The following is a 26,506-nucleotide window of genomic DNA, read 5'->3' as shown; positions in this document are numbered from 1 at the left end:
TACCGGCGTCCGGTCGCACTCCATACTAGAACACGTTTCAGTTGTTGGGGCTCTGCTGCCACTTTTCCCGATACGCGTTCATGGTGACGGTGAGTGGTCGCCCTCCGATGTCGCTGACAGCGCCGCCACCGAGCGCATCACCGGCCGCCACACTTCCTCGAGAACGGCGGGGTCGATGATCAAGCTCAGATGCCCACCGTTCACGAGACGCCGCGTGATGTGCTCCGGTGGGGTGGAGATGTGGCGTTCCAGCGCCCACACCTGCTCGGGTGGTGTGAACTCGTCATCGGAGCCCGCTATCAAGAAGACGGGACACGAAATCGACTCGAGCGTAACGATTCCCTCTTTCACGCGGAGCTCGTTCGAGATCAGCCGATTCGTCACGAACAGCTCCTCGATCATCCAGTCGCGGAATCGGTCCGGTAACTGCTGCGACCATGCGAACCACCGTCTACGCTCGATATAGCGTTCCACGGACTCCGGTTCATCAATGTGCGCAAGCAGCGTCATAGCGTGTTCGAACTCCGCAGCAGGTCTCCCCAGGGGGACGCCGGCCGCTTCGCCGAGTCGATACTGCAATCCGGCGATTGCCACGGCGCACGTTCGTAACCATGCGGCGCTCGGATCACGCAACCAGCTGCCCATCACCTCGACGACGTGCGGGCGTCCGGCGTGGAAATCGATCGGCGCACCTGCGGTGACGAGTGAGTGGGCCGCGGCGGGATGAAGAGCCGCGAAGATCGTGGCAAGCCATCCACCCTGGCTGAAGCCGACCAGGTTGATCCTGCCGCCGAGGAACTCGGTTGTCTCGGTGAGTAAGTCGAGGTAGTCGTCGATCGACGCGTTGGTGTTGTCGGGAGTGCGGCCGTGCCAGTCGAGGCAGTAGAGGTTGTCGATTCCGGCCTCGCGGAGCGTGTACATCAGACTCCGTCCGTCCGCATAGTCCACGATCGAGGAGGCGCGACCCGAGTGTGGTGGGATCACCAAGGTCGGGATCTGGTTGGTGGGTCCGTCGGCGGAGTAATTCCGGCAATCGGCCAGTCGACCCCGACGAGCAACGTCACTGTGATGCGCCCACTTCGGGCATTCGCGCGAGCTCACCGCCATCCAGAACGAAAGAACGTCGTCAGCTATGTCGAACGGATTCGCCCTTCGGCGACAGAGTCCTGTCAAGTACCCCGACCATCCCTCGACTGCCGCCGCCCCCACCTCGAGCGGGAAAAGGGCGAGGTCTCTCCAGTGCCTATTCCCTGCTGTCGTCATGCAGCTGGCTCCTGTCGGGTGCATGTGCGCGCTCTCACTGGCAGACGACGATGGCCGGGATGTGTCATCCCGGCCATCGCAGCTTTCACGTTATTTCAGCACGGAGCGTGCGGCGTCGGTGAACGCCGTGCTGATCCCGTTGACGAGGGACACCTGTGCCTTCGTGAGGCTACTGATCCACTCGACGTTGCTGCTGGTGCCGATCTTCTCCTGGAACTCGAGGACACTGCCGAGGGCCTTCTCGTAGGTGTCGAGCGAGAGGTTTCCGCTCTGCTTCGCGGCGTCGACCACTTTCTCGTTGAGGGATGAGATCCGCTCGGTCGATTCGTCGAGTGCCTTGCTGAGGCCGGCAGCCGCTGCGGTGGTGGCGTCGGTGACTGTCTTGGCTGTGGTCACGTTCTTACTCCTTGGGTGGGGGTAACGTCAGTAAGCACATTAGCAGGTTAGCAATCTGATTGCTAACGGACATGTCGCCTGATTACTGGGAGACGTATGTCCCGGGGGCATCGGCCAGAACGGGATGCTTGGCGCTGCCCATTGCCGGCGGTGCCACCATGTCGCCGGCGCGAGAAGCTGACCACTGTGTCCAGTCCTCCCACCACGAGCCGGAATGCTTCTCGGACAAAATCTGCCAGTCCGCCGGATTCGCGGGCATGGTCCGGCGTTCGCCTGAATCGGGTGCGCCGACGGCATGGAAGAAGCATCGGTTGTTCGGTGGATTGACCGCACCGGCGATGTGGCCCCCGTTGGTGAGGACGAAACGCACTTCTCCGCCGAGTAGATGCACACTCTTATACGACGAGGTCCACGGCACGATGTGGTCGTTGACGGCGCCGACGATGTAGGCATCGCACGTGACCTTCGTCAGATCCAGCTGCTGACCGTCCAATACGTATTCCCCAGAGGATAATTCGTTTCGGCCGTAGAGGGATCGCAGGTACTGGGCGTGCATCGTGGCGGGCATCCTGGTCTTGTCCTCGTTCCACGCGAGGATGTCGAATGCGGCCGGCTTTTCGCCCTTCATCCAGCGCGAGACCCAGTAGCTGAAGATCAACTCTTTGGCCTTGATCAGGTCGAAGGTGCCACTCATCTCTTCGCCGGACAGAAAGCCCTGCCGCCGCATACGCATCTCGACCCGGTCGAGGGTGTCTGGATCGACCAGAAGCCTCAGCTCGCCGACCTCGCTGTAATCGAGCAGTGTGTTCAGCATCGTCAGTGAGTTGATCCGGTCGTCCCCGGTTGCAGCGAGACGGGCTGCTCCCATCGCGGCCATAGCGCCACCGAGGCAGATGGAGAGGATGTCGATCTTTCCCGAACCGGTGACCTCTTCGACGACGTCCATGGCGGCAGCGAACCCGCGAAGGTAGTAGTCGTCCATCGTGATGTCCATCATGGACCGGTCGGGATTGCAGTAGGAAATCGCAAAGACCGTGCGCCCGTGAGCGACCGCCCACTCGATGAGGCTGCGTTTCGGCGCGAGATCGAGTATGTAGTACTTGTTGATCCACGGTGGGGAGACAAGGATCGGGACCGCATGCACGGAGGGGGTCTGCGGTTGGTACTGGATCACTTCGATCAAGTCGTTGCGAAAAACGACTTTGCCCGGCGTGGCTGCAAGGTTGTCACCGAGACTGAAGGCGGCCCGATCGACTTTGACCGGCTGCCCCTTCCGCTTGATGATGTCCTCGGCGGCGAAAAGGGCACCGCGAACGAGGCTCGCCCCGCCGGTGTCGAACGCGCGCGTCAGTACGCCCGGATTGGTGAGCGGGAAGTTGGTGGGCGACAGGGCGTCGAGCATCAAGTTCACGATTTGCCGTGCCTTGGCGTCCTGTAATTCGTCTCCCGCGCCCGCCTCTGTGAGGTCTTCCGCGAGTTCACGAGTCGCGAGATAGCTTTGGTGCAGAGAGAAGAACGCGGGATTTTCGCGCCACGCCGCGTCGGCGAACCTCTTGTCGCTCGGGTCGACCGGTACGGGAGGTTGGGGGTCGACGTCGTTGAACACTCGGACAGCAGCCGCCGGAATGTGGGCGAGGTGGGTGGCGTAGTTCGTCGATGCGGCGACGACGGCCTGAGGATTCTTTGCTGCGCGGCCGGCGACGGACGCCACCGCAGGGCCCCAGCCGATGGGGTCGATCCGCGAGGCGATCTTCTTGTGCAGGCTGTCGATCACACGTTGCTCCCCAAAAAACGAATCGTCATATCCGCCACGCACGCCGGACGTTCGGAGCCGTCGACGGACATGGTCAGTGCCGACGTCACCTGATAGCCGCCTCTACAGGCTTTGACGGTGGTGACCTCAGCGGTCAGACGCAGGTGAGAACCGACGGGAACGGGCGCCGTGAACCGTGCATTGCCAATACCGCAATTGATCACCTGCTCGCTGTCGACGACATCGATCAGTTGCCAGAATAAACTGGGTGCCAACGACAATGTGAGGAATCCGTGCGCAATCGTCGTCCCGAGCGGACCTTCTTTCGCGCGCTCGGGATCGGTGTGGATCCATTGGTGATCATTCGTCGCATCGGCGAACAAGTTGATCTGTTGCTGAGTGATCTGTACGGCACTCGACGTGCCGAGGTCGGTACCGACGAGGGTGGGGAGGTCTTCGAGTGCGACGGCGCGCGCGGTGGTGTGTTCTGTCTGCACGGTATTCCTGTGAGGTGATCTTGCTGCGGATCCCGCAGAGGCGAAGAGTGGGACGGCGCCGGTGGCGCCTGCTCACACGTTTACACAGGAATGTTTGAACTGCATATTACCGAGGGGTATACTGCACAGTCACTTGCGTCGGCGTACTACCACGGCTGCACGAGCCGGTCCATACGGCCTCTCTATCTGCGGGGACTCGTCGTCACACCTATGTTTACCAGTGCATGTGACATGCAACACAACTGCGGGTGGTCGGTGATGTGCGTGACGCAGTCAGTCTTGTGGTCCGGTGCTCGGACGCTTCCGTTTCGCGATGGTGAGCTGCCGGAAGGCCTCGTACATTTCCTCTATCGCCTTCCGTTGCGCATTGGTGAGGTCCGGGTCCTCCCGGAGCGCCGTTATCACTGCGGAAGCGGTGTCCTTCTGCGCTCGCGACGCCTCCGACACCAGCATGTCAGCGGACAGATGAAGCTGATCGGCGATGGCCTGCAGAACGCGGTCGCTCGGCTCCCGGAGATTCCGCTCGATTTGTGAAAGGTACGGGTTCGAGATTCCCACCATCGCAGCCAACTGACGCATCGGGAGTTCGGCCATCTCTCGCTGGCGCCTGATCAACTCACCGAGCGTCAGTCCGCGCGGAGCTTCTCGATCCATGAGTGCATTCTAGAGCGTGCGAGAGATGAGTTCCTTCATGACCTCGTTGGATCCGGCGTAGATGCGCTGGATCCGGGCGTCCGCGTACATCTGGGCGATGGGGTATTCGAGGATGTAGCCGTATCCGCCGAAAAGCTGTACGCAGCGGTCGATCACGGAGCACTGCTGGTCGGTGAGCCAGTATTTGGCCATTGCGGCCGTGGCGACGTCGAGCTCACCGCGGAGATGCTTGCCGATGCAGTCGTCGAGGAAGGTGCGCGCCACCCGGGCGATGGTGGCGCATTCGGCCAGTTCGAAGCGGGTGTTCTGCAGGTCGAACAGGGTCTTGCCGAACATCGTCCGGGACTTCGCGTACTCCACGGTGAGGGCGACAGCTCGTTCGATCGCAGCGACTGCGGCAACACCGCAGATCAATCGTTCCTGGGGAAGCTGCTGCATCAGTTGGACGAAGCCGGCACCCTCCGCCGGACCGAGGAGATTCTCGGCGGGCACTCGGACGCCGTCGAAGAACAGTTCGGTGGTGTCCTGCCCTTTCTGTCCCACCTTGTCGAAGATTCGTCCCCGCGTAAAACCCGGAGTGCTGTTGTCGACTTCGGCGACGATCAGCGACACTCCTTTCGCGCCGAGTGCGGTGTCGGTCTTGGCGGCGACGATGACCAGATCACAGTTGTAGCCGTTCGAGATGAAGGTTTTGGTACCGGTGAGGAGGTAGTCGTCGCCGTCCCGCACCGCTTTGGTCGTGATGCTCTGGAGGTCCGATCCGGTTCCGGGTTCGGTCATGGCGATCGCACCCACCCATTCGCCACTCGTGAGGCGGGGCAACCACCGTGACTTCTGGTCTTCGGTCCCGTAGGCGTTCAGGTAGTGCGGGACTATTCCCGAATGCACGCCCAGCTGAAGCGAATGGTCACCGGCCATGACCTGTTCATGGAACAGAACAGCGTCATGCGCGAAAGTGCCGCCGCCACCCCCGTATTCGGCGGGAATCGACATGCCTGACAGGCCCAGGTCACCAAGAGTGCGGTAGACCTCCCGGTCGGGAAAGCCTTGTTGTGCGAAGCGGGATTGGTGCGGAGTCACCTCCTTCGCGAAGAAGTTGCGTGCGAGTTCGGCTACGGCGCCGAGGTCGTCGTCGATCCAGGCGGAGTTCGTCAGTGTGGAAGCAGGAGAGATGGTCATCGTCTTCTTTCGACATCGGTGGAGAGTTGTGCCCTCAGCCTGCGACTGCGGGCTCGGCGTCCGCCCGGTGCAGCGCGGCTGTCTGGACGCCCTCAGGCACGGGCTGGGCATAGAGTTTTTCGATCTCGGGCGCGTATTTTGCGGCGATGGGCGTGCGTCGCAGCTTCATGGTGAGGGTCAATTCGTCACTGCCGGGCTCCCAGAACGAGGGCAGGACAATGAACTTCTTGATCTGCTCTACGCGTGAGAGGCGGCTGTTTCCTGCCGCGACCGCGTCGGCAACCACGGCAATGACGGCGGGGTGTGCTGCCAGAGTCGCGGCATCCGCCTCCACGTGAAGCTGTGCCGCGTATCCGGCTGCGCCGTCGGGGTCCAACGTGATCAGTGCGGTATTGTACGGCCGCGCGTCACCGATGGTGGACACGTTTCCGATGAGCGAGGATTGGGCCTTGATTGCATTCTCGATCCCGGCCGGTGACATGTTCTTGCCCGAAGAGTTGATGATCAACTCCTTCTTCCGGTCGATGATCGTGAGATACCCGTCGTCGTCGACGGTCACCACATCTCCCGTTGACAGCCAGCCGTCCGCGTCGACTGCCTCCGCTGTTTTCCCCGGCTCACCCCGGTAGCCCTTCATGACCAGCGGGCCTCGGACGAGGAGTTCGCCGTCGTCGGCGATCCGCATCTCCATGCCGGGGATGATTCTGCCGACCGTCCCCAGTCTGGTGGGGTCCGCCGCGGCGGCGCTCGCGATGCACGTCAGTTCCGACATGCCCCAGATTTCCGAGATGTTCAGACCGAGCGAGCCGAAGAATGCCAGGGTGTCAGCGGGGATGGGGGCCGCGCCCGATACGGCCCACCGGAGGGCGTCGAATCCGAGTTTCGCCCGCAGAGGCGCCAGCACTCGCGATTCTGCAGAAACGAATTCGGCCTCGAGTTCCTCGGGTACGGGTTGGCCGGCCCGCAGCATCGCAAACCGGCGGGCGCCCACCTCGAGGCCCCATTGCAATCCCTGGCGCCGGGTTTCGTCCGGCTCGCCGGCTACCGCCCGCTCCACTGCGACCTGGAGCTTTTCCCAGACGCGTGGGACTGCACCCCAGATGGTCGGCCGGCAATCGGGGAGGGCGGCGGCGATCTGTGAGATGTCCTCGACAACGGTGATTTCGGTGCCGAAGACCATCTGGAAGTAGAGACAGGTCATCCGGTCGGCGATGTGCGCGGATGGCATGAACGAGGTGATCCGGTCGCCGAATTCGATCGGCAGGATCTCGCGCACTGCGCTGGCCTCGAACAGTAATGCGGCGTGGGTCGATTCGACGCCCTTGGGATTTCCGGTCGTCCCCGAGGTGTAGATGAGCGTGGCAACGTCGTCCGGTTGCACGGCTCGCCAGGCGGAGTCGAAGTCGAAGTCTGCGGGATGAAGAGTTTTCATCTCGTCCAGCGAGAGGGTTCCGGCGGGTGCGCTCCCCGAGTCGACATCGACGACGACGATCCGCGAGGGCTGCACGCCGGATTCTCTGATCCGTTCGACGTACTGCGCTTCGCACACGACCACCTTCGCTCCCGCATTGCGGAGGACATGGGCGATGGCGTCCGGCGGTGAGGTGTTGTAGATCGAGAACGAGGTGGCACCGACGTGTTGGGCACCCACGTCCACCGGGTAGAAGTCGAGGCGGTTTCCCATCATGAGTGCCACGGTGTCCCCGCGCCCGACGCCGAGCCCGGCGAACCCGGCCGCGACGTCCCGTACTTGCTGGGCATAGTCCCGCCAGGTGAGTACTTCGTTGCCGCCCACGGTCCGGAGTGCGACCGAGTCGGGGGCGATTGCTGCGACGCGTTGGAAGGCCTCGCACAGGGTGATCGGAGCTCGAGTCGGGGTCATGGCATCTTCCTGCTGGCGGTGGGTGATCCGGGAGTGGTGGAGGTGGCGGGTCGGGCGTCGAGTTCACGGATGAGTTCGTGGCAGTCGCGGTCGGCGACGAGGTAACCGTCGGCGAGGACATTCACGAGTCCGCGTCCGAGCGCCCACGGTTGCCAGGCCGCGGGTGCCAGGGTGCGTCCGGCACGTCGGGCGATGGCGTCGGCGATGACGGTCGCGGCGTCCTCGGCGCTGATGCGGCGGCGCAACGGCCGCGGCAGGCGGGCGTCGAGTTTTCGGCCGAGCTCGTCGTCGTCCAGGGTTGCGCGTGCCAGTTGGGTGTCGACCATGCCGAAGTAGGCGACACCGGCGGAGGCACCGTAACCTGCGAGTTCGAGGCGCAGAGCCCGGCCGAGTTGCTCGACGGCAGCCTTGCTGATCATGTACGACGCACCGCCGAGGCCGGGCGCGAACGCGGCCGCGGACGACACCACGACGATGTGACCACGTCGTTCGATCACTTCGTCGACGGCCGGACGAATGGTGTTGAACACTCCGGTGAGGTTGATGTCGATGACCCGGTCGAAAGCGGCGGGGTCGATTCGGCGGAGAGTGCCCGGTGGCGGTGTCACCCCGGCGTTCGCGACGACGACGTCGAGCCGCCCGGTCTGTTCGATCACGTCCTGCACGGCTGCGTTCATGCCTGCCCGGTCGCGGACGTCGGCCATGAGAGTCAGGACCCGTTCCTGTCCCAGTGCGCAGTCGGCGGCGGTGTGGGCCGCCGGATTGTTATCGATCACTGCGACGGTTGCGCCGCGGGCGTGCAGCGCGCGCGCCGAGGCCAGTCCGATGCCGTCGCCCCCGCCGGTGATCAGGACGACCTTGCCGGCGACGTCGTACTCAGCCCCTTTTCCGGGTAACGGCAGGCCCAGGTCGCGCAACGTGCGAGCGTATGCCCTTCGTTTCTCGAAGATCGCCATCGTCAGTTCCTTCCGTGGAGCACGGTGATGAGGACGCGGACGAGAGAGTCCACCAGGCGTGTCCGCCGAAATGTCGTGAGCGGCAGTACGGACGGGAATCGCTGTCTGGTCATCGCCCGTGGGAAAGTGAATTCCCTCAGGCCGTCTGCGCCGTGGACCCGACCGAATCCGGAATCATCGACACCGCCCAGGGGCAGACTGGGAACGGCCGCGTAGAGAACGTAGGAATTGACGGAGACGGCGCCGGTGCGAATTCGCCGTGCGATGTCTTCGCCGTGCTTCCGGGAGAAAACGCTGACACCCAAGCCGTATCGGCTTGCGTTGGCCCGTTCCACAGCCTCGTCCATGTTTCGAACCCTCGACACGATCAAGGTGGGGCCGAAGGTTTCCTCGGTGACCGCGATGCTGTTTTCCGGCACGTCCACGAGAACGGTGGGTTGCACGAACCGCCCCTCGACGGCGTCGGGTCCGCCGAGAACCGCCCGCCCGCCCTTGTCGAGCGCATCGTCGATGTGGCGGCGGATCACGTCGACCTGCGAGGGCATCGTAATCGGGCCGATGTGCGCATCCGTGTCGGAACCGGCACGAATGGGGGAGGCGAGGGTGACGACCCGATCGATGAACTCGTCGAATACCCTGTCGTGCACGTATACCCGCTCGACCCCGAGGCAGGTTTGCCCGGCATTGGACAGCCCGCCCCACACAGCGGCGTCAGCGGCGGAATCGAGGTCTGCGTCGGCGTTGACGATCAGGGCGTCCTTGCCGCCGCATTCCATCAGGACGGGGGTGAGGGATTCGGCGCACGCGGCCATCACTTTCTTGCCGGTCGCAGTGGATCCGGTGAATCCGATCTTGTTCACCCCGGACCGGCACAGCGCGGCGCCGGTCGAGCCGTCTCCGGTAACGACCTGCAGCACTGGATGTTCCGGTACCGCTTCGGTGAAAGCCTCGATCAGCCACACGCCTACGCCCGGGGTGTACTCGCTGGGCTTGTACACCACCGTGTTTCCGGCTGCGAGGGCGAACGACAACGATCCCAGTGGAGTGAAGACGGGGTAGTTCCACGGCCCGATCACACCGACCACCCCGAGGGGAAGGTATTCGACGCTGGCCGATTGGTTGACGGTGAGCGCGCTGGTGCGTACCGAGCGACGCCCCAGTACCTTGCCGGAATTCTTCGCCGCCCACGCGAGGTGTTCCAGCGCCATCGCGATCTCGAGCATCGCGTCTGCGGGTGGCTTCCCCATCTCCCGGTGGACGAGGTCTGCGAGTTCTGTTGCCCGCCGGGCGATGATGCCACGCCAGGCATCGAGCCTGCGGGCCCGTTCAGCGAATCCCAGTGATGCCCACCAGTCGGCGGCGCCACGCGCACGGGCTACGGCGTCCTCGACGTCGCGGGTCGAGCCGAGGGGGTGAACGCCTACCACCTGTCCCGTGGCGGGACTGGTCACCTCGAATGTGGCAGGTGCGGGCGTGGTAGTGGTCATCGGGTCGCGCCCTTCGGGTGGTCGAGTGCCTTGTGGGCGAGGCCGCGCGCCCATCCGCGCGTCACTCGGCGCAGCAGTGGCAGGGACAGCGCGAGGAAGGGCGTGAGCCCGGGTGCGGCGTCCATCGCGAACGTCCAAGTGAGCCGGGTGCCGTCGGGGTGCGCGTCGAGGCTGATGTCTTCGGCGAACCGCCGGAATCCGGGCCTGGACGCGCTTTCGGCGGTGAACGTGATGCGTTTGCCCTCCTCCCAGCGGTAGAAGCGTTCTTTCAAGGCGGCGGCCCCGTGTCCGAGCGTCACGGTTCTGGTGGTGCCGATACCGAAGGGCCGATGCGAGGTCCAGTCGCTCGCCGTGATCAGCGGCGACCAGGACACCAGTGCGTCGTGGGCAGTGAGGACACTCCACACGTGCGCAGGGTCCGTCGACAGGTAGACGACGTGCACGATGCGGAATCTGGCGGTCTGCAGGAACTCGTCGTCGGCGGCGGCGAGTGGGTACCAGCGCGTCACAGGTCGATCACCAGAGGTCCACCGGCCGAGCGTGACAGGCAGATCAGCATCGAGTCCTGTCGCTCGGCGTCCGTCAGCGTGCGGTCGCGGTGCTCGACATCTCCGGCCAGAACCCGCACTCGACAGGTACCGCAGAAGCCCTGCTGACACGAGTAGGCGACACCCGGTACTTCCCGGCGGATCGCGGCCAGCGCGGTTTCGTCGGCGCCCACGGACACAGTCGTTCCCCGCTGGGCGAGGTGCACGTCGAACTTCTGCCCACCGACCACTGGCAGGGCCGAAAACCGTTCGGTGTGAAGGGAACCGGTGGGATTGAGTTGCCGCATCACGCGGCGTGCGGTGCTCGTCAGCGGCGGTGGTCCACACAGGTAGACGGCTGCGCCAGGGGCTGCGGTGGTGAGAATCTCGGTGATATCGGGTGGACCGTTCTCGTCGTCAGGCCGGACCTCCACACAACCGGCATACCGCGCGAGTTCGTCGAGAAAGGGCATGGTGTCGCGCGAGCGGCCCAGATATACAAGCCGCCACGGGCGTCCGCGCGCGTGGCACTTCTTCACCATCGGCAGGATGGGCGTGATGCCGATTCCGCCCGCGACGAACAGGTACGAGTCCGCAGCGACCAACGGAAAGGCGTTGCGCGGGCCGCGTACGGTGACGACATCCCCGGCCTCGAGCGAATCGTGGACCTCCGCCGAACCGCCCAGTCCGCCGTCGATGCGGCGGACGGCGATGCGGTACGACGACAGATCGTCGGGGTCACCGCACAAGGAGTACTGACGCTGCCGGCCAGACGGTAGGAAGAGGTCGAGGTGCGCGCCCGGAATCCAGGACGGCAACGCATGTCCTTCCGGCGACACCAAGGTCACGCCGACGACACCCTCCGCTTCGGCTCTCACCTGATCGATCACGAGACTCATGTCGAACCCTGTGTTGCGCACCGGCTTCGGACGCGACAGCCACGAGGCGGCGCGACTGGCCGCGAACACGGTCCGGTAGGCGACGGTTGCCCGAGCCGCCAACCGAAGTGCGCGGGTGGGCTCGAACTCGCGTGCGGGGGAGTCCGGCCCCGATACCCGTTCCGAGGTGGTCATCATGGTGAGTGGTCTTTCTCGCTAGGAGCGGTTGGCAGCAGGGGACTGCGCGAGGTAGCGCATCGCGACGTCCATGTCGCCGATCTGCGACGGGTGGAAGCTGGGGCGCAGGTACGGCGGTATCTCCGTCACCAGGAAGGTGAGGTTGGGTACCAATCCGCGTCTGATCGCGCTGATCAGCTGTAACGGCCAGAAACGGCCCTTGTCCGTCGACGGGTCGGCGCGGAACAGATAGTTCATCGAGGTCAGGAAGAGCAGGATCAGGGTGAAACTGGCAATCAGGGCGGTGCGCACCCGCCGGGCGTAACTGCCGTCCACGTACATGAAGGCGTCGAAGGCGACATTGCGATGCTCGACCTCTTCTGCTCCGTGCCACCGGACCATGTCCAGCATCACCGGGTGCATCCCGGCCCTCTCGAGCGCGGGGTCGGTCAGCAACCACTCACCGACGACGGCGGTGTAGTGCTCCATCGCGGCGAACAGGCCCAGTCGCTCGCACAACCATGCCCGCTTCGCTCGGCCGGACAAACCGCGGTCACCCAGGATTCGATCGACGAGCCAGTCCATTTTGCGCGCCATCGGTCCGATGTCCATGCCGAGTTCCGCGAGATGCTCGCGCGCGCCCTTGTGCGAGGTGGCGTGGGTAGCCTCCTGGCCGATGAAACCCACCACTTCCTCGTGGAGTCGTTCGTCCTTGATCAGCGGCAGTGCCTCGGCAAGGGTCGCGGACATCGCCCGCTCACCTTCGGGAAGGACCAGGTGCATGAAGTTGATGACGTGCGTGGCCATCGGCTCGCCGGGAACGTAGTGCAGAGGCACTCCCTCCCAGGTGAACTCGACGTCCCGGGCGGTGATCGCGTGAGACTCGTCCGTGTAGCGGCGCGCGCCCGCGGGGTCGACCACCGGTTTCCGCCCGATTCGGGGAAAAGTCATCATCCTGCTGTCCTCACGGTCGTGTGTGATGGGGTTCCTGCTCTTCGGGTGACGTACTGGGCGAGGTCGGCCCGCCGGGTGCGCGCCCGGAAGCTGTGGTTGAAGCCCGGATAGAAGGTGAAGTTGCGGCCCGCACCGCTCAGGTAGTAGCTGGTACAGCCGCCGACGTTCCACACCGACTTCTGCAAACGCCTGTCCACGTCGTCGACGAACGCCTGCTGCACCTCGGGGCGGATGTCGATGCTCGTCACGCCCTGCGAGTCCATCTGCCGGAGAGCGCTCAGGATGTACTCCACCTGGGCCTCGATCGTCACTACCTGCGAGGTGTATGTGACGGAATTGGGGCCGAGGAGCATGAAGAAGTTGGGGAAGCCGCTGATCGTCGTGCCGAGATATGCCCGGGCATTGCCGTTCCAGGCCTCGGCCAACGTGCGGCCGTCCCGCCCGCGGACCACGTCGAAGGCCGGGTTGTCGGTCAGCCTGAAGCCGGTGCCCATCACGATCGTGTCGAGTTCGTGCAGCGTGCCGTCGGCGGTCACGATTCCGCCCGGTCGCACTTCCCGTATTCCCGCGGTGACCACGTCGACGTTCGATTGTGCCAGTGCCGGGTAGTAGGCGTTGGAGAACGTCGGGCGTTTGCACCCGAAGGCATACGTAGGAGTGAGTGCGCGTCGCAGTTCCGGGTCTTGGACCTGACGATTCAAGTGCGCGCGACCGAGCGCAGCCAGACCTTTCAGCAGTGCGGGCCGGTACACGAACCCCGGAACCATCGCCTCCTGCACCAGATCGAGTCCAGTTCGTGCCAGTCGCTGGGAGAGCGGTATACGTTCGAAAAGTCTTCGCGGCCAACCGGTCATCGGCTGGTCGGGATGCGGGAGTATCCAGGTCGGAGTCCGCTGGAACACCGTCATCGACCGGGCGATCGGCTGAATACGGGGGACGATCTGCACTGCCGACGCGCCCGTTCCGACGACGGCAACTCTCTCGCCGGCCAGATCGTGCTCGTGATCCCAGGCTGCCGAGTGGAACACGGCGCCGTCGAAGCTGTCGAGTCCAGGCAGGTCCGGGACCGCCGGTTCACTGAAGGGTCCCATGGCCCCCACCAGAATGCGGGCCTCCCAGCGGCCGTGATTCGTCGTCACGTGCCAGACCTGTGCAGCATCGTCCCAGGTCGCCTCACGTACCTCGTGGTTCAGGCGCAGGTGCGGCACTATTCCGAAGTCCTCGGCGCAGGCACGCAGGTAGTCGTGGATCTCGGGCTGCAACGGGTAGAGCCTCGTCCAGTTCGGATTCGGCGCGAACGAGAACGAGTACAGGATCGACGGGATGTCGCACTGTGCGCCCGGGTAGGTGTTGACCTGCCAAGTTCCACCGATCTCGCTCGCTCGCTCGAGCACGACGAAATCGTCGATACCGGCTTGTTTCAGCTTCATCGCCGTTCCCAGGCCACCGAAGCCTGCGCCGATGACGAGTACGTGCACCTTCGCGCGAGCGTCGTCGTCGACCGGGCTGGAAATCGATTGTGCAGAGCTGACCATGTGGGGCGTCCTCCTCGTCGATGCCGCCGTGTGACTTGACAGTAGAAGTGACATCAACCAATGTCAACAGCAGCTGATGTCAACATTCTGTTCGAGCGATCCCGCCGGAAGGTCCCGGGTGCGCGGTAATGAGACGATGGAGGCATGACCGAGACCGAGACCGCTCGCGGCGCGCCCCGGAAATGGCGGGGCCGTGAGCCCGAGGATCGCCGAGCCGCACGTCACGAGCAGCTGATCGAGGCAGGTCTGGACATCATGGGCACGGAGGGTGCTGCCGCGACGACGATGCGCGCCACCTGCCGCCGCGCAGGTCTCACCGAGAGGTACTTCTACGAGAGCTTCAAGAACAGAGACGAACTGCTGGTCGCAGTCCTGGATCGGGTAGTCCTCGGTGCCCGGGACACCTTGATCGCCGCATTACACACGTCCCCGTCGGAACCCCGGGATCTCATCAGGCACGTCGTGCGGTCGTTCACCGATTACGTGGCCACCGATCGGCGTCGGGGACGGATCATGTTCGTCGAGTCCCAGAGCGTTCCGGAGCTCGCGCAGCGCGGCGAGCAACTGGTGAAGGAGTTCACCGCGCCGATCGCGGCGTCACTGGAAACGTTGTCCGGGGGCACCGAACACGACTCCACCACGATCGCCCTCAACTCGATCGCCATCTTCGGTGCTCTCGCATTTCTGTATCAGCACTGGCTCACCGGAAGTTCGCGTATTTCCAAGCGGCGCATAGTCGAGCACGTCTCGCTGGTGATCGAGGCGCAGGTCGGCGTCGACAGCACACCGGCAGGACGCCCGTAATTCAGGACTCGAGGTAGGCAACTATCGCGTCCGCGCCGGAAACGTCAGGAAAGCGCCTGAACGGTATGGCATCCTCACGGGGTGCGGCGGTGCAGAGGTGAGAGTGGGGCAGCCGGTACGCCGGCTGCGACCACGTCAGGGGTAACCCCTGGCTCGGCATTGTTCACCGGAGGCACCGTCCGACGCACGAACGCACGCTCCGCGTGCTTCGGCGCGCCGCAGACGACAGGTATCGGTCGCCTCTCACCGTCGCACGCATGACAGGGCGTCGCGCCCTGTCCCCGGCTGTGGCGCGTCGCCTCGCAGCGGTGGCGACGTCGGGTTCCTGGACGCGAGCCGCGATCGCCCAGCGGTTCGAGGAGATCGGCACCCCGGACGCCGACCGGATCGCAACACGATTGTTCGACCTGCTGCCCACTCCTCCGGTGGAGGGGGTCGACAGCGTGTACCGGTTGCTGTCGGAACTGCCGCACATCGACGAGCCGGCTCCGGTGGTAGAGCAACCTGACCACGAGTGGAGGTTCGACGTTCCGAAGTGGACCCACACGGTCGCGGTGGCGCAGGCGGTCGGTCTCACCCCGGCGGAATTGGACTGGTTCGCCGATCCGGGTGAGTGGCTGCGGCACAAGGCGCCTACCCTGCAGCACTACCGCTACCGAATCCGGTCGGATCACCGATTACTGGAAGCACCCAAGGAACGGCTCCGCGAGGTGCAGCGCCGAATCCTGCGGGGCCTGCTCGATCGAGTACCTCCGCATGTCGCCGCGCACGGCTTCGTGCCCGGGCGCAGCGTTCACACCTTCGCGGCCCCGCATGCGGGTCGAGATGTGGTGGTGCGGATCGATCTGCGCGCGTTCTTTCCGTCGATTTCCCAGGCTCGGGTGCGGGCGGTTTTCGACTCGCTCGGATATCCGCCACGGGTGTCGCGTGTGCTGACGGGACTCTGCACAACCTCCACTCCACCGGACGTTCTCGCGAGGCTGCCGTTCGACACGGCGAGCCGATTACGGGGGTCACACCTGCCGCAGGGGGCGCCGACGTCACCGGCCCTCGCGAATCTCGTCGCGTATCGGTTCGATCGACGGCTGACCGGACTGGCGCGGTCCTCGCGAGCCGAATACACGCGGTACGCCGACGATCTCGCGTTCTCCGGCGCCGACCTCGCGGCGGACCGCCTGATCTCCGCCGTCGGCCGGATCGCGGCGGACGAAGGATTCTCGGTACATCCGCGCAAGACGCGGATCATGCGAGCGCACCGACGGCAGCACCTGGCGGGACTCGTGATCAACTCACACGCGCAGGCCGCCCGCACGGAGTACGACCAACTGCGTGCGCTGCTCTTCAACTCCCTGCGCACCGGCCCGGATCTGCAGAACCGGGCCGGACGCCCGCACTTTCGTGAGTACGTCTACGGGCGCATCGCCTGGATCGGGGAATCGAACCCCAACCGCAAGCGTGCGCTGCTCGCCCTCGCCGACCGGATCGAGTGGACGGGGTGATCCCACCCTTGCGGCGACAACGCGGCGGTTGTTCGATGGAGGGAGGCGCACCATGTGTTCGGGCGTGCCGGCGAGGAGAACGCTGATGCTGTACGTCGCGCTGTTCGGATTCATCCTCTGGGTCCTCTGTTTCGCCGATGCGATCACCACCGACGAAAACGAGGTCCGGAATCTGTCGAAAGACGGCTGGCTGGTGGTGGTGTTGCTCTTGCCGATCGTCGGCTCGGTCCTCTGGCTGGTGGCGGGGCGGCCCGAGAAGTACCCCGGTGAGCGCCTGCCCGAAGACCCGGAGGAGGCGGAGTTCGTCCGCCGATGCCGTGAACGTGCCGAGGAGCAACGCCGAGAGAGCCGGCGGCGTCCGCAGGAGTAACCTCGCCACCCACCGGAACTCCGGCTACAGCGGCCGGGGCAACCCGGGTGCGACGGTGCGGGCGAGGATCCCCAAAGTGGCGCGCAGAGCAGTCTCGGAAATCACCGGGAAGATTCCGGCGTCCCGCCAGACGGGGTCGATGGACGACCAGTCGTAGAACGAGGTGACCATCGTGCCCTCCTCGATCGGCTCGAGACGGTAGCCGTATACGTGGCCGATCTGCGGGCGAATCCGGCCGAGGACCTTCCACGAAATCTCGCGGTCGGGAACGAAGGTCTCGATCGTCACGGTCACGTCGTACAGACCGAGATCCACGTCGTTCAGCGCATCACGGTCCATGTGGACGACGAAGCTGTCACCTGCCGCGGTCACGGGTTCGCCCTCGGCGGACATCAACATGCCGGAACTGTCGATGGCCACGTGCCCGTTCGGGTCGCACAGCACGCTGAAGATGTCCGCCGGCTTCGCCGCGATCGCCCGCTGAACTTCCAGTCGTTCGCGTACCGGGGCGGTCTCGTTCGTGTCGCTGGTCATCCAGGCATCTTCTCACCCCTGGTCGGTGCCGCGCTGCGCACGGTTGCCGTTCTGGCCCCTATCTCGGGAGGGTAAACCAGTGCCGATCCGGCTGCGGACCCGCCCTCAGGAGCTCACATAGACCGGCAAGACCCCGGCCTCGGCTGCCTGCGTCAGCGTCGGCGCGGCCGAGTCCTTGCCGGACAGCTGGAAGTTCAGCGGCGAGCCGTCACGTCCTAAGGCGGGCCAGTCGATGGCGAGTTCGGGGTCGAAGGGATGAACGTCGTGGTCGAGTTCGGGGGTGTACTCGAGGGAGCACAAGTACATCACCGTGGATGCGTCCTCGAGCGACAGAATTGCGTGGCCCAGACCCGCGGGGAGATACACGGCGCGACGGTCCACATCGTCGATCACCACGGAATCCCACTGCCCGAAGGTGGGGGAGCCCACGCGCACGTCGACGATGACGTCGAGGAATGCACCTGTGACGCAGGTAACGTATTTCGCCTGACCCGGTGGGGTGTCGGTGAAGTGGATGCCGCGCAGCACGCCGGCGGCGGACACCGAGCAGTTGGCCTGCGCGAGGTCGAGTCGGTGCCCGACAGCCGCCTCGAACTCGGAGCCCTTGAACCACTCCAGGAACACGCCGCGGTCGTCACCGAACTGTCGTGGCGTGATCTCCCACGCCCCGGGGATCGTCAGCTCCCGATATTCCACGTCACCAGTCCTTGCCGCGTTCGAGGATTTCGAGGAGGTAGTCGCCGTAGCCCGACTTGCCGAGAGTAGCTGCGCGCTCGGCCAATTCGGTGTCGGTGATGAATCCGCGCCGCCAGGCGACCTCCTCGGGAACGCCGATTTTCAGTCCTTGCCGGTGCTCGAGCGTGCGGACGAAGTTCGATGCCTCGAGGAGGGAGTCGACGGTGCCGGTGTCGAGCCAGGCGGTTCCGCGGGGCAGTACCTCCACCTGTAGCCGCCCGGCCTGCAGGTACGCCTGGTTGACGTCGGTGATCTCGTACTCGCCGCGATCCGACGGGGTGAGGCCTCGCGCGATGGCGACGACGTCGTTGTCGTAGAAGTACAGCCCGGGAATCGAGTAGTTCGACTTCGGTGTGGCCGGTTTCTCCTCGATGGAAGTTGCACTGCCGCGCTCGTCGAACTCCACCACACCGTACGAACTGGGGTCGGAGACCCAATAGGCGAACACTGCCCCGCCGTCGATGTTCTCGAACCGGTTCAAACGGGAACCGAGACCGGGTCCATAGAAGATATTGTCCCCGAGAATCAGGGAGACCGGTTGGTCACCGATGTGATCGGCACCGAGGACGAAGGCTTGGGCGAGGCCGTTCGGCTCCTTCTGAACAAGGTATGAGAGGTTGACGCCGAACTGGGAGCCGTCGCCCAGAAGCCTGCGGAACTGCTCTTCGTCGTGAGGGGTGGTGATGATCAGGATGTCCCGGATGTTGGCCAGCATCAGGGTGGAGAGCGGGTAGTAGATCATCGGCTTGTCGTAGACAGGTACCAGCTGCTTACTCACCCCGAGAGTGATGGGATGCAGCCGCGACCCCGTGCCACCGGCCAGAATGATTCCGCGCATGTGCGCAGTGTTCCAGTGTTCGCCGCGGATGAAAACTCGGCGCCGCCGCTACCCTTGGTGCCCATGAGGCTTCTCGTGACCGGCGGCGCGGGGTTCATCGGCGCCAATTTCGTACACCGGACGGTGGCCGAGCGGCCCGACGTGCAGGTGACCGTGCTCGACGCCCTGACGTACGCCGGCAACCGACGCTCACTCGACCCGGTCGCCGATCGGATCGAATTCGTCCACGGTGACATCGCCGACGGTGCGCTGGTGAACAGCCTGGTCGCGGCGTCGGACGCGGTGGTCCATTTCGCGGCCGAATCACACAACGACAACTCGCTGGCCGACCCCACGCCGTTCCTGCACACCAACGTGATGGGGACGTTTACCCTGCTCGAGGCGGTGCGTGCCCACGACGTCCGCTATCACCACATATCCACGGACGAGGTGTACGGCGACCTCGAGCTCGACGACCCACAGCGGTTCACCGAATCGACGGCCTACAACCCGTCGAGCCCGTACTCGGCCACCAAGGCGTCGAGCGACATGCTGGTGCGGGCCTGGACGCGGTCGTTCGGCGTGCGGGCCACGCTCTCGAACTGCTCGAACAATTACGGCCCGTACCAGCACGTCGAGAAGTTCATTCCGCGGCAGATCACCAACCTCATCGACGGGGTCCGGCCGCGTCTGTACGGCAGCGGCCGCAACGTGCGCGACTGGATTCACGTCGACGACCACAACTCGGCTGTGTGGACGATCCTCGAAAAGGGCAGCATCGGCCAGACGTACCTGATCGGTGCGGACGGTGAGGTAGACAACCGGACCGTCGTCGAAACGCTGCTCGAGCTGTTCGGCCGCGATATCGACGACCTCGACTTCGTCACCGACCGCCCCGGGCACGACCTCCGCTACGCAATCGACTCGACGCGGCTCCGCACCGAATTGGGGTGGACGCCTCAGTACGCGGATTTCCGCGGCGGACTCGAAGCCACCGTGCGCTGGTACCGCGACAACGAACCGTGGTGGCGGGCGCAGAAGGAATCTGCCGAAAAGGTCTATTCTGCAAAGGAATCCGTCATCGGCTGAGTGCGCGTGCCCCGGTGACCGAGCCTCGTATCCTGTTGCTCTTCGGCGAAACCGCAGGTAGTACCCGCGGTAGCAGTAAAGATCGCGTGCACATCGTGGTTGAGCGTCCATCAGGTGGGGTAGACCGGAAGGGCGCACCCCGATCGAGCGGTTCTGCAGGACGAGTCGAAGCCGACCACGAGGTGCCCGCGAATATTCGGACAAAGGGGTTCGACAATGAAGGCTAAAGGTCAGGTGGCGTTAGCTGTCGGCGCGGGATACATGCTCGGCCGCACCCACCGGATGAAGATGGCACTGATGCTCGCAGCCGCGGGCGCTACCGGACGCTTTCCGGGCGGACCGCGGGTGCTGCTCGAACGCGGCACCAAGATGCTCGCCAGCTCCCCGGAAGTCGCCAAAATCGGGGAATCGGTCCGAGGAGAACTGCTCAACGCCGCGAGGGCTGCGGCGGTCACCGCGGCCAGCCAGCGGATCGAATCGCTCAACAGCCGGCTCCAGTCCGGCGGTGAGGGCCTCACCGACACCGTGGGCGGCGTCGCGGACGTTGCCGGTGTGGGAGATGTCGTTCGCAAGAAGGGGCGGCGTTCGCGCAAGGACGACGTCGATGCAGCGACCGTCGATGCGGAGCCCGAGGACGAATACGCCGACGAGGAAGCTGAGATCGAGGACGAGCAGGACGAGGACGAGCCCGAGCCCGAGCCGGCCGTCCGCCGTCCGACAGCACGTCGCCGGGCGACAAGTGGAGCCGGCTCTCGAAACGGCGAGTCTCGTTCCGAGTCGGCCGCCGATGAGGGCGATGAGCCTGCGCCGCGCGTTCGTAAGACGAGGGCCCAGGCCCCCACCGATGCAGCGCCGGTGCGCCGCGGGCGGAGGTAAAGCGATGACTACGAATCTGACTGACAAGGTGAAGGACACGGCGTCGTCCGGCGGGAAGAAAGGCGCCTCTGCGTCGTCCCCACTGCAGGATGCGGTACAGAAGCTGGTCGGCACCGTCGCGGAACGGGCGCTGACGTCCGTGTCGAGCAAGGTTCTGTCCACCTCCGGGCGGCTCAATGAGTACGCCGAAGGCGGCGGTGGCGGGCTCCTCGCTGCGGTCACCGGCTCCGAGAAACTGGCCGAAGGCGAATCCCCGGTCAAGTCCGCTGCTGCGGGCGCCACACAGTTCGTCAAGGACAAGGCGTCCGACCTGAAGGAAGCGATCACGGGTGGTGGCGGTGGCGGCGGCAAAGGCAAGAAGCTCAAACTCACCAACATCATCGAAGAAATCGATGTGGGTGTTCCGGTGCAACTCGCCTACGACCAGTGGACTCAGTTCACCGACTTCCCGCAGTTCATGAAGAAGCTCGAACAAGTGGAGCAGGTATCGGACGAGAAGCTCGAGTGGAAGGCGAAAGTCTTCTGGTCGCGGCGGACGTGGGAATCGACGATCATCGAACAAGTCCCCGCTGAGCGCATCATCTGGCGCTCGAAGGGTGACAAGGGCTACATCGACGGTGCGGTGACTTTCCACGAGCTGACGCCGGACCTCACCCGCATCCTCGTTGTTCTCGAATACCACCCCAAGGGCCTGTTCGAGAAGACCGGGAACATCTGGCGTGCGCAGGGTCGGCGAGTGCGATTGGAACTCAAGCACTTCCGGCGTCACGTCATGACCCAGACGGTGCTGCACCCGGACGAAATCGAGGGCTGGCCCGGAGAGATCCGCGACAGCCAGGTGGTCGAGCCGGGGGAGTCCGAGGAAGAGGAACCGGACGACACCGGGCGAGACGAAGCGGAAGCCGACGAGTTCGACGAGGACGAGCTCGAAGCGGAGGAGCCGGACGCGGAGGAGCCGGAAGCGGAAGAGTCGGACGCGGACGACACCGAGCAGGACGAAGTCGAAGAAGAACCCGAACCGGAGCCCGAGGAAGAGGAGGCGCCGCCGCCCAAGCGGCGCGCCCGCAGGCGCTCGGCGGCCCCGGCCGGTAAGAAGCAAGGAGCGACCCGATGACCACGGCAGTGCAACCGGCCGGTGGTGGCGGCGGAGTGGGTGGTGGACCCAGTTCCAGCAGCCTCGCCGACGTCGTGGACACCATCCTGGACAAGGGTCTCGTGATCGACGCCTACGTCCGTGTGTCATTGGTCGGCATCGAGTTGCTGACCATCGACGCACGCGTCGTGGTCGCAAGCGTCGACACATATCTGCGGTTCGCCGAGGCGGTCAATCGGCTCGAGATCGGGGACAACGAGCCGAAAGGACTACCGGACCTCGTCCAGGACGTCACGGAGGGAGGCGCCAAGTCGAAGACCCGCGGCGCCCTCGAGGCCGCCGGCGAGAAACTCGGTGATCTCCTCGGAGGTGAACAGGAACAACCGGAAAGAGTTACACGAAAATCGAGCCGGGGAGACCGGTGATGTCTACTTCTGACCAAACTACCGATGCGCCGGAACGGGAAGGCACGAAAGGTTTCTACGTGTACGGGATCGTCCCGGCGGACGTGGAGCCGGAAGCCGATGCCGTCGGTATGTGCGACTCCAAGGTCGACGTCGTGAAGCAGGGGGATATCGCGGCGCTCGTCAGCGAGGTGTCGGTGGATCGGCCACTTGGCAAACCGGAAGATCTGCGGGTGCACGCACATATCCTCGACGGCACTTCCCGCGTGGCGCCGGTACTTCCGTTGAGGTTCGGCGCGGTCCTGACGGACGCCGACGCAGTGAAGGAGGAACTGCTCGGCGAGCACGCGGACGAGTTCGCGGCGGCGCTGCAGGAGCTCGAGGGCAAGGCGCAGTACGTGGTGAAGGGGCGTTACGTCGAGAAGGCGATCCTGCGTGAGGTTATCAGCGAGAACCAGCAGGCGAGCGACCTCCGCGACACCATCCGTGATCAGCCGGAGGACGCCACCCGCGACGCCCGGATGGCCCTCGGTGAAATCGTCAACAACTCCATCGCGGCCAAACGGGAGCAGGACACCCGCACGGTGGTGGATGCACTCACGCCGCTGGCCGACTCGGTCAACGTCCGGGAACCGACGCACGAGGAAGATGCCGCGCAAGTGGCGGTGCTCGTCGAAGTCGAGAGGCAGGGGGAATTGGAAGAGGCAGTCGGAGAACTCGCCAAACAGTGGGAAGGCCGGGTCGAGATGCGAGTGCTCGGCCCGCTCGCCCCCTACGACTTCGTGGTGACGCAGACACCGGAGGGCTGAGCGATGGGCCTGCTGTCGTTCGTGTTCACTCTGCCACTGGCGCCGGTGCGGGGAGTGATCTCGCTGGCCGAGGTGATTCAACGTCAGGTCGAACAGGAGGTGCACAACCCGGCGACGGCCCGCCGCGAACTCGAAGAGCTGGAGGAAGCCCGGGAACGCGGCGACATCACGGCCGAGGAAGAAGAACAGGCGCAACAGGCCATCCTCGATCGGATGACCTCCGGGGCCGCGACCAGCCCGCATAACCGGCAGAAGGAGTGACCGATCATGGCAGAGGATCAGCCACCACCGTTGCCGGCGCCCGAGATCGCCCAGGTCGCTCTGCGGGACATCACAAAGCTGACCGGGAAGCAGCCTCTCGGTGCCACCTCCGTCATGCCCAGCGACGACGGGTGGACCGTCGAGGTCGAGGTGGTCGAGGACCGGCGCATTCCGTCGTCTGCGGACATGCTTGCGCTGTACGAGGTGGTGTTGGATTTGGACGGACAACTGTTGTCCTACCGCCGGACTCGGCGCTACATGCGCGGCAGCACCGATAACGGGGGCGCAGCCTCATGACCGTCGCGGGGGGCGGTTCGGGGCCCATGTCGCAGGGCGGCGGCCTCGGCGGCGGTCATCAATCGACGAATCTGGGCGACATCCTCGAGCGAGTCCTCGACAAGGGTTTGGTGATCGCCGGCGACATCCAGGTGAATCTCCTCGATATCGAACTGCTGACCATCAAGGTGCGGTTGGTGATCGCCTCACTGGAAACAGCGAAGGAGGTGGGCATCGACTGGTGGGAACACGATCCCTGGCTGACGGGCTCGAAGAGCAGCATCGAGATCGAGAACGCCCGGCTGCGCGAACGAATCGCCGAACTCGAGTCCGACCGCTCCGTGTCGCCCGCATTGGGAGGTGCCGAGTCGATCGAAGTGGAGGGGCAACGTCAGGACACCGACGATGACACGCAGTGAAGGGGTTTGGCTCTACGGCATCACTTTCGACGGCGTCGGCGATGCCCAACTGGAGGGCGTTACCGGCGTGGCCGGTGAACCGGTGCGGGCGGTCGCCTCGGAGGGCCTGGTCGCGGTGGTGGGCTCGGTCAGTCTCAGCGAGTTCGGGGAGGACTCCTTGCAACGGAATCTCGAGGACCTCGATTGGCTGGCGGCCACGGCCAGGGCACACGACCGAGTGGTGGGCGCAGTACTGCGTTGCGGTCCCACCGTTCCGCTGCGACTCGCCACCCTGTATCTCGACGACGACCGGGTTCGTGGCCTGCTCGCTGATCGGCGGGAGGAATTCACTGCCGCACTCGAGCGAGTTACCGGTCGCAGCGAGTGGGGCGTCAAGGCGTACGGGGACGCCGCCGCGCTGGCTCAGGCGGCGACCGATGAGCGCGTTGCGCAGGGCGGTCCCGGCAAGGGAACGGCGTATCTGCTGCGCCGGCGTGCGGAACTGGCCGCGCGGCAGAACGTCGAACGGCAGGCGGCCGAGCATGCCGCGAAAATTCACGCCGCGCTCGTCGAAAACGCGGTCGACGGACGGCGACAGCGGGTCACCGATCCGGCGCTGACCGGGAAGCGCGCGTGGATGATCTTCAACGGCACCTACCTCGTCGACGACGAGCGGGCGCAGGACTTCGGTGCCCTCGTCACCCAACTCGACGCCGAACATCCCGGTATCACCCTGGAACTCACCGGTCCGTGGCCTCCGTACTCCTTCGCGACCATCGAGCAGGTGAACCCATGAGCGAAATGGTTCCTGCCGACGACACGCGGCAGATCGCCCTCGTCGACCTCCTCGATCGAGTGCTCGGTGGTGGGGTGGTGATTACCGGCGAGATCACGCTGTCGCTCGCCGACGTCGACATGGTCCGCATCTCGCTGCGCACGCTGATCGCCTCGGTGAGTGCCCTGGTGCCGGAAGTGCAGGAAGCCGGCGATGAGTGACACCCCACCCGGAAGCGACACCCCGCCGGCTGCCGAGCTCGACGCGCTGACGGGCCAGGGGCGTCGGGTCTTGCCGCAGCGTATCGACGCCGACCCGGAGTCGGTCGAACGCGGCCTCGTCACCCTCGTGCTCACTCTCGTGGAACTGCTCCGTCAGCTGATGGAACGCCAGGCACTGCGCCGGGTGGACAACGGTGACCTGAGCGACGAGCAGATCGAGCGGATCGGCACGACACTGATGCTCCTCGAGGAGCGGATGGCCGAACTGCGCGAGCACTTCGGCTTGACGCCCGAAGACCTGAATATCGATCTCGGACCACTGGGACCTTTGCTGTCCCACGAGTGACGGGTACGCCCGTCCGGCTACCGCCCGGCTCTCGCTGCGACGGCGAGGCGGGTGTCCTCCGCGATCAGATCGGCATTGAGGGCCGCCGCAGCATTGAGTCCCGCTGCAGCGGACGCGATTACCTGTCCTTTGAGGTCCGCCACGTTTCCCGCGACCCACACGCCCGGAATGGCCGTGGCGCCCATGGCATCCGAGGCGATATAGGTGCCCACCACGTGTCCGCCCATCTGCTGCTCCACGGGCACCAGCCCGAGTGTGGTCAGCACGTCGGCGCGCGCGGTGAAGACAGGCGCGACCACCACTGCGGCGCAGGCGAATTCTTCACCGGAGTGCAACCGGACACCGGTGAGGCGATCTTCGGCCACCGTCAGGCCCGACAGCTTTCCGTCGACCACGGAGATGTCCCGGGCGGCGAGCTGCTCGTACTCCTCACCGGTTGGCTCGATCGCGTCGTTGAGGAACAGCGTCACCTTGTCGGTCCATTGCCGCCACATCAGTGCCTGGTGAATCGAGAAGGGGCTGCTCGCCAGGATGCCGATCGGCTGGTCCCGGACTTCCCACCCGTGGCAGTACGGGCAGTGGAGCACATCGCGGCCCCATCGTTCGGACACGCCGGGAATGTCGGGCAGCTCGTCCAGCAATCCCGTGGTCACCAGCAGTCGCCGGGCCGAGGCCGAACGTCCGTCGGCAAGGGTGACCCGGAAGCCGTCGTCCTCGGCCGTCTTGGCGGAGATGACGGTGCCGGTCACCACCTCGCCTCCGTAGGAAGCGACCTCGCCGCGTCCGATGCCGAGCAATTCGGCCGGGGGAGTGCTCTCGCGGCCCAGGTAATTGTGGATGTGCCCCGCCGGGGCGTTGCGCGGGGCGCCGGCATCGATCACCAGCACCGACCGCCGTGCCCGGGACAGGGCCAGCGCACCACTCAGTCCTGCTGCGCCACCACCGACGATGACTACGTCGTAGTTGTCCTTCACTGCGTCCTCCTTCGTTCGGGCTTCGGAATCGAACTCTCCAGCACTTCGTGCAGCATTGACAAACTCTTTTGCCGGGATGGCAAGATG

At 65.0% G+C, this 26,506-nt stretch carries 31 protein-coding genes; 14 read left to right on the top strand and 17 right to left on the bottom strand.

The window, feature by feature from the left end; genetic code table 11:
- Positions 1-78 precede the first annotated feature (78 nt).
- From JQT59_RS03875 to JQT59_RS03815, 13 genes are all read right to left on the bottom strand, one after another.
- Entirely contained in the window at positions 79-1,263 is a 1,185-nt protein-coding gene (locus JQT59_RS03875; RefSeq protein WP_213574691.1) for an alpha/beta fold hydrolase, read from the bottom strand.
- Positions 1,264-1,353: 90 nt separating this feature from the next.
- On the bottom strand, positions 1,354-1,659 hold the full coding sequence (locus tag JQT59_RS03870) for a hypothetical protein (protein WP_109326075.1): 306 nt from the start codon (positions 1,657-1,659) through the stop codon (positions 1,354-1,356).
- 82 nt (positions 1,660-1,741) lie between these two features.
- Positions 1,742-3,433 (bottom strand): PHA/PHB synthase family protein, encoded by a 1,692-nt coding sequence (locus tag JQT59_RS03865; RefSeq protein ID WP_213574689.1) that lies wholly within the window; start codon positions 3,431-3,433, stop codon positions 1,742-1,744.
- Positions 3,430-3,909 (bottom strand): MaoC family dehydratase, encoded by a 480-nt coding sequence (locus JQT59_RS03860; RefSeq protein ID WP_213574687.1) that lies wholly within the window; start codon positions 3,907-3,909, stop codon positions 3,430-3,432. The genes JQT59_RS03865 and JQT59_RS03860 overlap by 4 nt, the downstream gene beginning before the upstream one ends.
- 273 nt (positions 3,910-4,182) lie before the next feature.
- Positions 4,183-4,563 carry a helix-turn-helix domain-containing protein gene (locus JQT59_RS03855; protein WP_213574685.1) on the bottom strand — a complete coding sequence of 127 codons (381 nt, stop codon included), beginning with the start codon at positions 4,561-4,563 and terminating at the stop codon, positions 4,183-4,185.
- 9 nt (positions 4,564-4,572) lie between these two features.
- A complete protein-coding gene (locus JQT59_RS03850) occupies positions 4,573-5,742 on the bottom strand; it encodes an acyl-CoA dehydrogenase family protein (protein WP_213574683.1) in 1,170 nt (389 codons plus the stop codon).
- A 34-nt stretch (positions 5,743-5,776) separates the two neighbouring features.
- Positions 5,777-7,624, bottom strand: coding sequence for a fatty acid--CoA ligase FadD11 (gene fadD11 / locus JQT59_RS03845; protein WP_213574681.1), 1,848 nt, complete (start codon positions 7,622-7,624; stop codon positions 5,777-5,779).
- Complete coding sequence (locus JQT59_RS03840) at positions 7,621-8,580, bottom strand: SDR family oxidoreductase (RefSeq protein ID WP_213574679.1); 960 nt, start codon at positions 8,578-8,580, stop codon at positions 7,621-7,623. Before JQT59_RS03840 ends, fadD11 begins: the two co-directional genes overlap by 4 nt.
- Positions 8,581-8,582: 2 nt before the next feature.
- Entirely contained in the window at positions 8,583-10,067 is a 1,485-nt protein-coding gene (locus JQT59_RS03835) for an aldehyde dehydrogenase family protein (RefSeq protein ID WP_213574677.1), read from the bottom strand.
- A complete protein-coding gene (locus JQT59_RS03830) occupies positions 10,064-10,576 on the bottom strand; it encodes an SRPBCC family protein (protein ID WP_213574675.1) in 513 nt (170 codons plus the stop codon). The genes JQT59_RS03835 and JQT59_RS03830 overlap by 4 nt, the downstream gene beginning before the upstream one ends.
- Complete coding sequence (locus tag JQT59_RS03825; RefSeq protein ID WP_213577404.1) at positions 10,573-11,667, bottom strand: PDR/VanB family oxidoreductase; 1,095 nt, start codon at positions 11,665-11,667, stop codon at positions 10,573-10,575. The genes JQT59_RS03830 and JQT59_RS03825 overlap by 4 nt, the downstream gene beginning before the upstream one ends.
- A gap of 21 nt (positions 11,668-11,688) precedes the next feature.
- Positions 11,689-12,603, bottom strand: coding sequence for a metal-dependent hydrolase (locus JQT59_RS03820; RefSeq protein ID WP_213574673.1), 915 nt, complete (start codon positions 12,601-12,603; stop codon positions 11,689-11,691).
- Positions 12,600-14,138, bottom strand: a complete 1,539-nt coding sequence (locus JQT59_RS03815; RefSeq protein ID WP_213574671.1) for a flavin-containing monooxygenase — start codon at positions 14,136-14,138, stop codon at positions 12,600-12,602. The genes JQT59_RS03820 and JQT59_RS03815 overlap by 4 nt, the downstream gene beginning before the upstream one ends.
- Positions 14,139-14,282: 144 nt before the next feature.
- Here JQT59_RS03815 and JQT59_RS03810 point away from each other — a divergent pair, with 144 nt between their 5' ends.
- The 3 genes from JQT59_RS03810 (at position 14,283) to JQT59_RS03800 (ending at position 16,811) form a co-directional block, all read left to right on the top strand.
- The gene (locus JQT59_RS03810) at positions 14,283-14,942 is read left to right on the top strand and encodes a TetR/AcrR family transcriptional regulator (protein ID WP_213574669.1); all 660 of its coding nucleotides are present in this window, start codon (positions 14,283-14,285) and stop codon (positions 14,940-14,942) included.
- Between the two features lie 257 nt (positions 14,943-15,199).
- Positions 15,200-16,441, top strand: a complete 1,242-nt coding sequence (locus JQT59_RS03805; RefSeq protein WP_213574667.1) for a reverse transcriptase family protein — start codon at positions 15,200-15,202, stop codon at positions 16,439-16,441.
- Between the two features lie 85 nt (positions 16,442-16,526).
- A complete protein-coding gene (locus JQT59_RS03800) occupies positions 16,527-16,811 on the top strand; it encodes a PLDc N-terminal domain-containing protein (RefSeq protein WP_213574665.1) in 285 nt (94 codons plus the stop codon).
- 24 nt (positions 16,812-16,835) lie between these two features.
- On the opposite strand, the gene JQT59_RS03795 is transcribed toward JQT59_RS03800, so the two are convergent.
- From JQT59_RS03795 to rfbA, 3 genes are all read right to left on the bottom strand, one after another.
- Complete coding sequence (locus JQT59_RS03795) at positions 16,836-17,345, bottom strand: SRPBCC family protein (protein WP_159918833.1); 510 nt, start codon at positions 17,343-17,345, stop codon at positions 16,836-16,838.
- A 105-nt stretch (positions 17,346-17,450) separates the two neighbouring features.
- Positions 17,451-18,041: a dTDP-4-dehydrorhamnose 3,5-epimerase family protein gene (locus JQT59_RS03790; protein WP_213574663.1), complete on the bottom strand. Its 591-nt coding sequence runs from the start codon at positions 18,039-18,041 to the stop codon at positions 17,451-17,453.
- A 1-nt stretch (position 18,042) separates the two neighbouring features.
- The gene (rfbA, locus tag JQT59_RS03785) at positions 18,043-18,918 is read right to left on the bottom strand and encodes a glucose-1-phosphate thymidylyltransferase RfbA (protein WP_159918836.1); all 876 of its coding nucleotides are present in this window, start codon (positions 18,916-18,918) and stop codon (positions 18,043-18,045) included.
- Between the two features lie 63 nt (positions 18,919-18,981).
- Between rfbA and rfbB the strand changes: the two genes are divergently transcribed.
- The 11 genes from rfbB to JQT59_RS03730 all read left to right on the top strand — a co-directional run bounded on the left by rfbB (position 18,982) and on the right by JQT59_RS03730 (position 25,445).
- Positions 18,982-19,986 carry a dTDP-glucose 4,6-dehydratase gene (gene rfbB, locus JQT59_RS03780; RefSeq protein ID WP_213574661.1) on the top strand — a complete coding sequence of 335 codons (1,005 nt, stop codon included), beginning with the start codon at positions 18,982-18,984 and terminating at the stop codon, positions 19,984-19,986.
- Positions 19,987-20,202: 216 nt separating this feature from the next.
- On the top strand, positions 20,203-20,862 hold the full coding sequence (locus JQT59_RS03775) for a hypothetical protein (RefSeq protein WP_213574659.1): 660 nt from the start codon (positions 20,203-20,205) through the stop codon (positions 20,860-20,862).
- A gap of 4 nt (positions 20,863-20,866) precedes the next feature.
- Entirely contained in the window at positions 20,867-21,976 is a 1,110-nt protein-coding gene (locus tag JQT59_RS03770) for an SRPBCC family protein (protein ID WP_213574657.1), read from the top strand.
- The gene (gvpJ, locus tag JQT59_RS03765; protein WP_213574655.1) at positions 21,973-22,380 is read left to right on the top strand and encodes a gas vesicle protein GvpJ; all 408 of its coding nucleotides are present in this window, start codon (positions 21,973-21,975) and stop codon (positions 22,378-22,380) included. The genes JQT59_RS03770 and gvpJ overlap by 4 nt, the downstream gene beginning before the upstream one ends.
- Complete coding sequence (locus JQT59_RS03760; protein WP_213574653.1) at positions 22,380-23,168, top strand: GvpL/GvpF family gas vesicle protein; 789 nt, start codon at positions 22,380-22,382, stop codon at positions 23,166-23,168. Before gvpJ ends, JQT59_RS03760 begins: the two co-directional genes overlap by 1 nt.
- Before the next feature lie 3 nt (positions 23,169-23,171).
- The gene (locus tag JQT59_RS03755) at positions 23,172-23,429 is read left to right on the top strand and encodes a gas vesicle protein GvpG (protein WP_213574651.1); all 258 of its coding nucleotides are present in this window, start codon (positions 23,172-23,174) and stop codon (positions 23,427-23,429) included.
- A gap of 6 nt (positions 23,430-23,435) precedes the next feature.
- Complete coding sequence (locus JQT59_RS03750; protein ID WP_213574649.1) at positions 23,436-23,726, top strand: gas vesicle protein GvpO; 291 nt, start codon at positions 23,436-23,438, stop codon at positions 23,724-23,726.
- Entirely contained in the window at positions 23,723-24,124 is a 402-nt protein-coding gene (locus tag JQT59_RS03745) for a gas vesicle protein (RefSeq protein WP_213574647.1), read from the top strand. Before JQT59_RS03750 ends, JQT59_RS03745 begins: the two co-directional genes overlap by 4 nt.
- The gene (locus tag JQT59_RS03740; protein ID WP_213574645.1) at positions 24,111-24,899 is read left to right on the top strand and encodes a GvpL/GvpF family gas vesicle protein; all 789 of its coding nucleotides are present in this window, start codon (positions 24,111-24,113) and stop codon (positions 24,897-24,899) included. Before JQT59_RS03745 ends, JQT59_RS03740 begins: the two co-directional genes overlap by 14 nt.
- Positions 24,896-25,099: a gas vesicle protein gene (locus JQT59_RS03735; RefSeq protein WP_159918846.1), complete on the top strand. Its 204-nt coding sequence runs from the start codon at positions 24,896-24,898 to the stop codon at positions 25,097-25,099. The genes JQT59_RS03740 and JQT59_RS03735 overlap by 4 nt, the downstream gene beginning before the upstream one ends.
- On the top strand, positions 25,092-25,445 hold the full coding sequence (locus tag JQT59_RS03730) for a gas vesicle protein K (protein ID WP_249354096.1): 354 nt from the start codon (positions 25,092-25,094) through the stop codon (positions 25,443-25,445). The genes JQT59_RS03735 and JQT59_RS03730 overlap by 8 nt, the downstream gene beginning before the upstream one ends.
- Before the next feature lie 17 nt (positions 25,446-25,462).
- Here JQT59_RS03730 and JQT59_RS03725 read toward each other — a convergent pair whose 3' ends face one another.
- Complete coding sequence (locus tag JQT59_RS03725) at positions 25,463-26,419, bottom strand: NAD(P)/FAD-dependent oxidoreductase (RefSeq protein WP_213574644.1); 957 nt, start codon at positions 26,417-26,419, stop codon at positions 25,463-25,465.
- Between the last annotated feature and the right edge of the window lie 87 nt (positions 26,420-26,506).

Origin of the sequence: Rhodococcus sp. USK13 (genome assembly GCF_018343855.1) — a bacterium.
Classification (GTDB): Bacteria; Actinomycetota; Actinomycetes; order Mycobacteriales; family Mycobacteriaceae; genus Rhodococcus_F; species Rhodococcus_F oxybenzonivorans.
The sequence above is the reverse complement of the archived record's forward strand: the minus strand, read 5'-3'. Positions and strand labels throughout refer to the sequence as shown.

Bases quoted from the DNA above. Each gene is read 5' to 3' on its own strand.
- JQT59_RS03875 (WP_213574691.1), bottom strand. From the start codon at position 1,263: ATGACGACAGCAGGGAATAGGCACTGGAGAGACCTCGCCCTTTTCCCG.
- JQT59_RS03855 (WP_213574685.1), bottom strand. From the start codon at position 4,563: ATGGATCGAGAAGCTCCGCGCGGACTGACGCTCGGTGAGTTGATCAGG.
- JQT59_RS03850 (WP_213574683.1), bottom strand. From the start codon at position 5,742: ATGACCATCTCTCCTGCTTCCACACTGACGAACTCCGCCTGGATCGAC.
- fadD11 (WP_213574681.1), bottom strand. From the start codon at position 7,624: ATGACCCCGACTCGAGCTCCGATCACCCTGTGCGAGGCCTTCCAACGC.
- JQT59_RS03840 (WP_213574679.1), bottom strand. From the start codon at position 8,580: ATGGCGATCTTCGAGAAACGAAGGGCATACGCTCGCACGTTGCGCGAC.
- JQT59_RS03835 (WP_213574677.1), bottom strand. From the start codon at position 10,067: ATGACCACTACCACGCCCGCACCTGCCACATTCGAGGTGACCAGTCCC.
- JQT59_RS03825 (WP_213577404.1), bottom strand. From the start codon at position 11,667: ATGACCACCTCGGAACGGGTATCGGGGCCGGACTCCCCCGCACGCGAG.
- JQT59_RS03820 (WP_213574673.1), bottom strand. From the start codon at position 12,603: ATGATGACTTTTCCCCGAATCGGGCGGAAACCGGTGGTCGACCCCGCG.
- JQT59_RS03815 (WP_213574671.1), bottom strand. From the start codon at position 14,138: ATGGTCAGCTCTGCACAATCGATTTCCAGCCCGGTCGACGACGACGCT.
- JQT59_RS03810 (WP_213574669.1), top strand. From the start codon at position 14,283: ATGACCGAGACCGAGACCGCTCGCGGCGCGCCCCGGAAATGGCGGGGC.
- JQT59_RS03805 (WP_213574667.1), top strand. From the start codon at position 15,200: ATGACAGGGCGTCGCGCCCTGTCCCCGGCTGTGGCGCGTCGCCTCGCA.
- JQT59_RS03800 (WP_213574665.1), top strand. From the start codon at position 16,527: ATGCTGTACGTCGCGCTGTTCGGATTCATCCTCTGGGTCCTCTGTTTC.
- JQT59_RS03795 (WP_159918833.1), bottom strand. From the start codon at position 17,345: ATGACCAGCGACACGAACGAGACCGCCCCGGTACGCGAACGACTGGAA.
- rfbA (WP_159918836.1), bottom strand. From the start codon at position 18,918: ATGCGCGGAATCATTCTGGCCGGTGGCACGGGGTCGCGGCTGCATCCC.
- rfbB (WP_213574661.1), top strand. From the start codon at position 18,982: ATGAGGCTTCTCGTGACCGGCGGCGCGGGGTTCATCGGCGCCAATTTC.
- JQT59_RS03775 (WP_213574659.1), top strand. From the start codon at position 20,203: ATGAAGGCTAAAGGTCAGGTGGCGTTAGCTGTCGGCGCGGGATACATG.
- JQT59_RS03770 (WP_213574657.1), top strand. From the start codon at position 20,867: ATGACTACGAATCTGACTGACAAGGTGAAGGACACGGCGTCGTCCGGC.
- gvpJ (WP_213574655.1), top strand. From the start codon at position 21,973: ATGACCACGGCAGTGCAACCGGCCGGTGGTGGCGGCGGAGTGGGTGGT.
- JQT59_RS03760 (WP_213574653.1), top strand. From the start codon at position 22,380: ATGTCTACTTCTGACCAAACTACCGATGCGCCGGAACGGGAAGGCACG.
- JQT59_RS03755 (WP_213574651.1), top strand. From the start codon at position 23,172: ATGGGCCTGCTGTCGTTCGTGTTCACTCTGCCACTGGCGCCGGTGCGG.
- JQT59_RS03750 (WP_213574649.1), top strand. From the start codon at position 23,436: ATGGCAGAGGATCAGCCACCACCGTTGCCGGCGCCCGAGATCGCCCAG.
- JQT59_RS03745 (WP_213574647.1), top strand. From the start codon at position 23,723: ATGACCGTCGCGGGGGGCGGTTCGGGGCCCATGTCGCAGGGCGGCGGC.
- JQT59_RS03740 (WP_213574645.1), top strand. From the start codon at position 24,111: ATGACACGCAGTGAAGGGGTTTGGCTCTACGGCATCACTTTCGACGGC.
- JQT59_RS03735 (WP_159918846.1), top strand. From the start codon at position 24,896: ATGAGCGAAATGGTTCCTGCCGACGACACGCGGCAGATCGCCCTCGTC.
- JQT59_RS03730 (WP_249354096.1), top strand. From the start codon at position 25,092: ATGAGTGACACCCCACCCGGAAGCGACACCCCGCCGGCTGCCGAGCTC.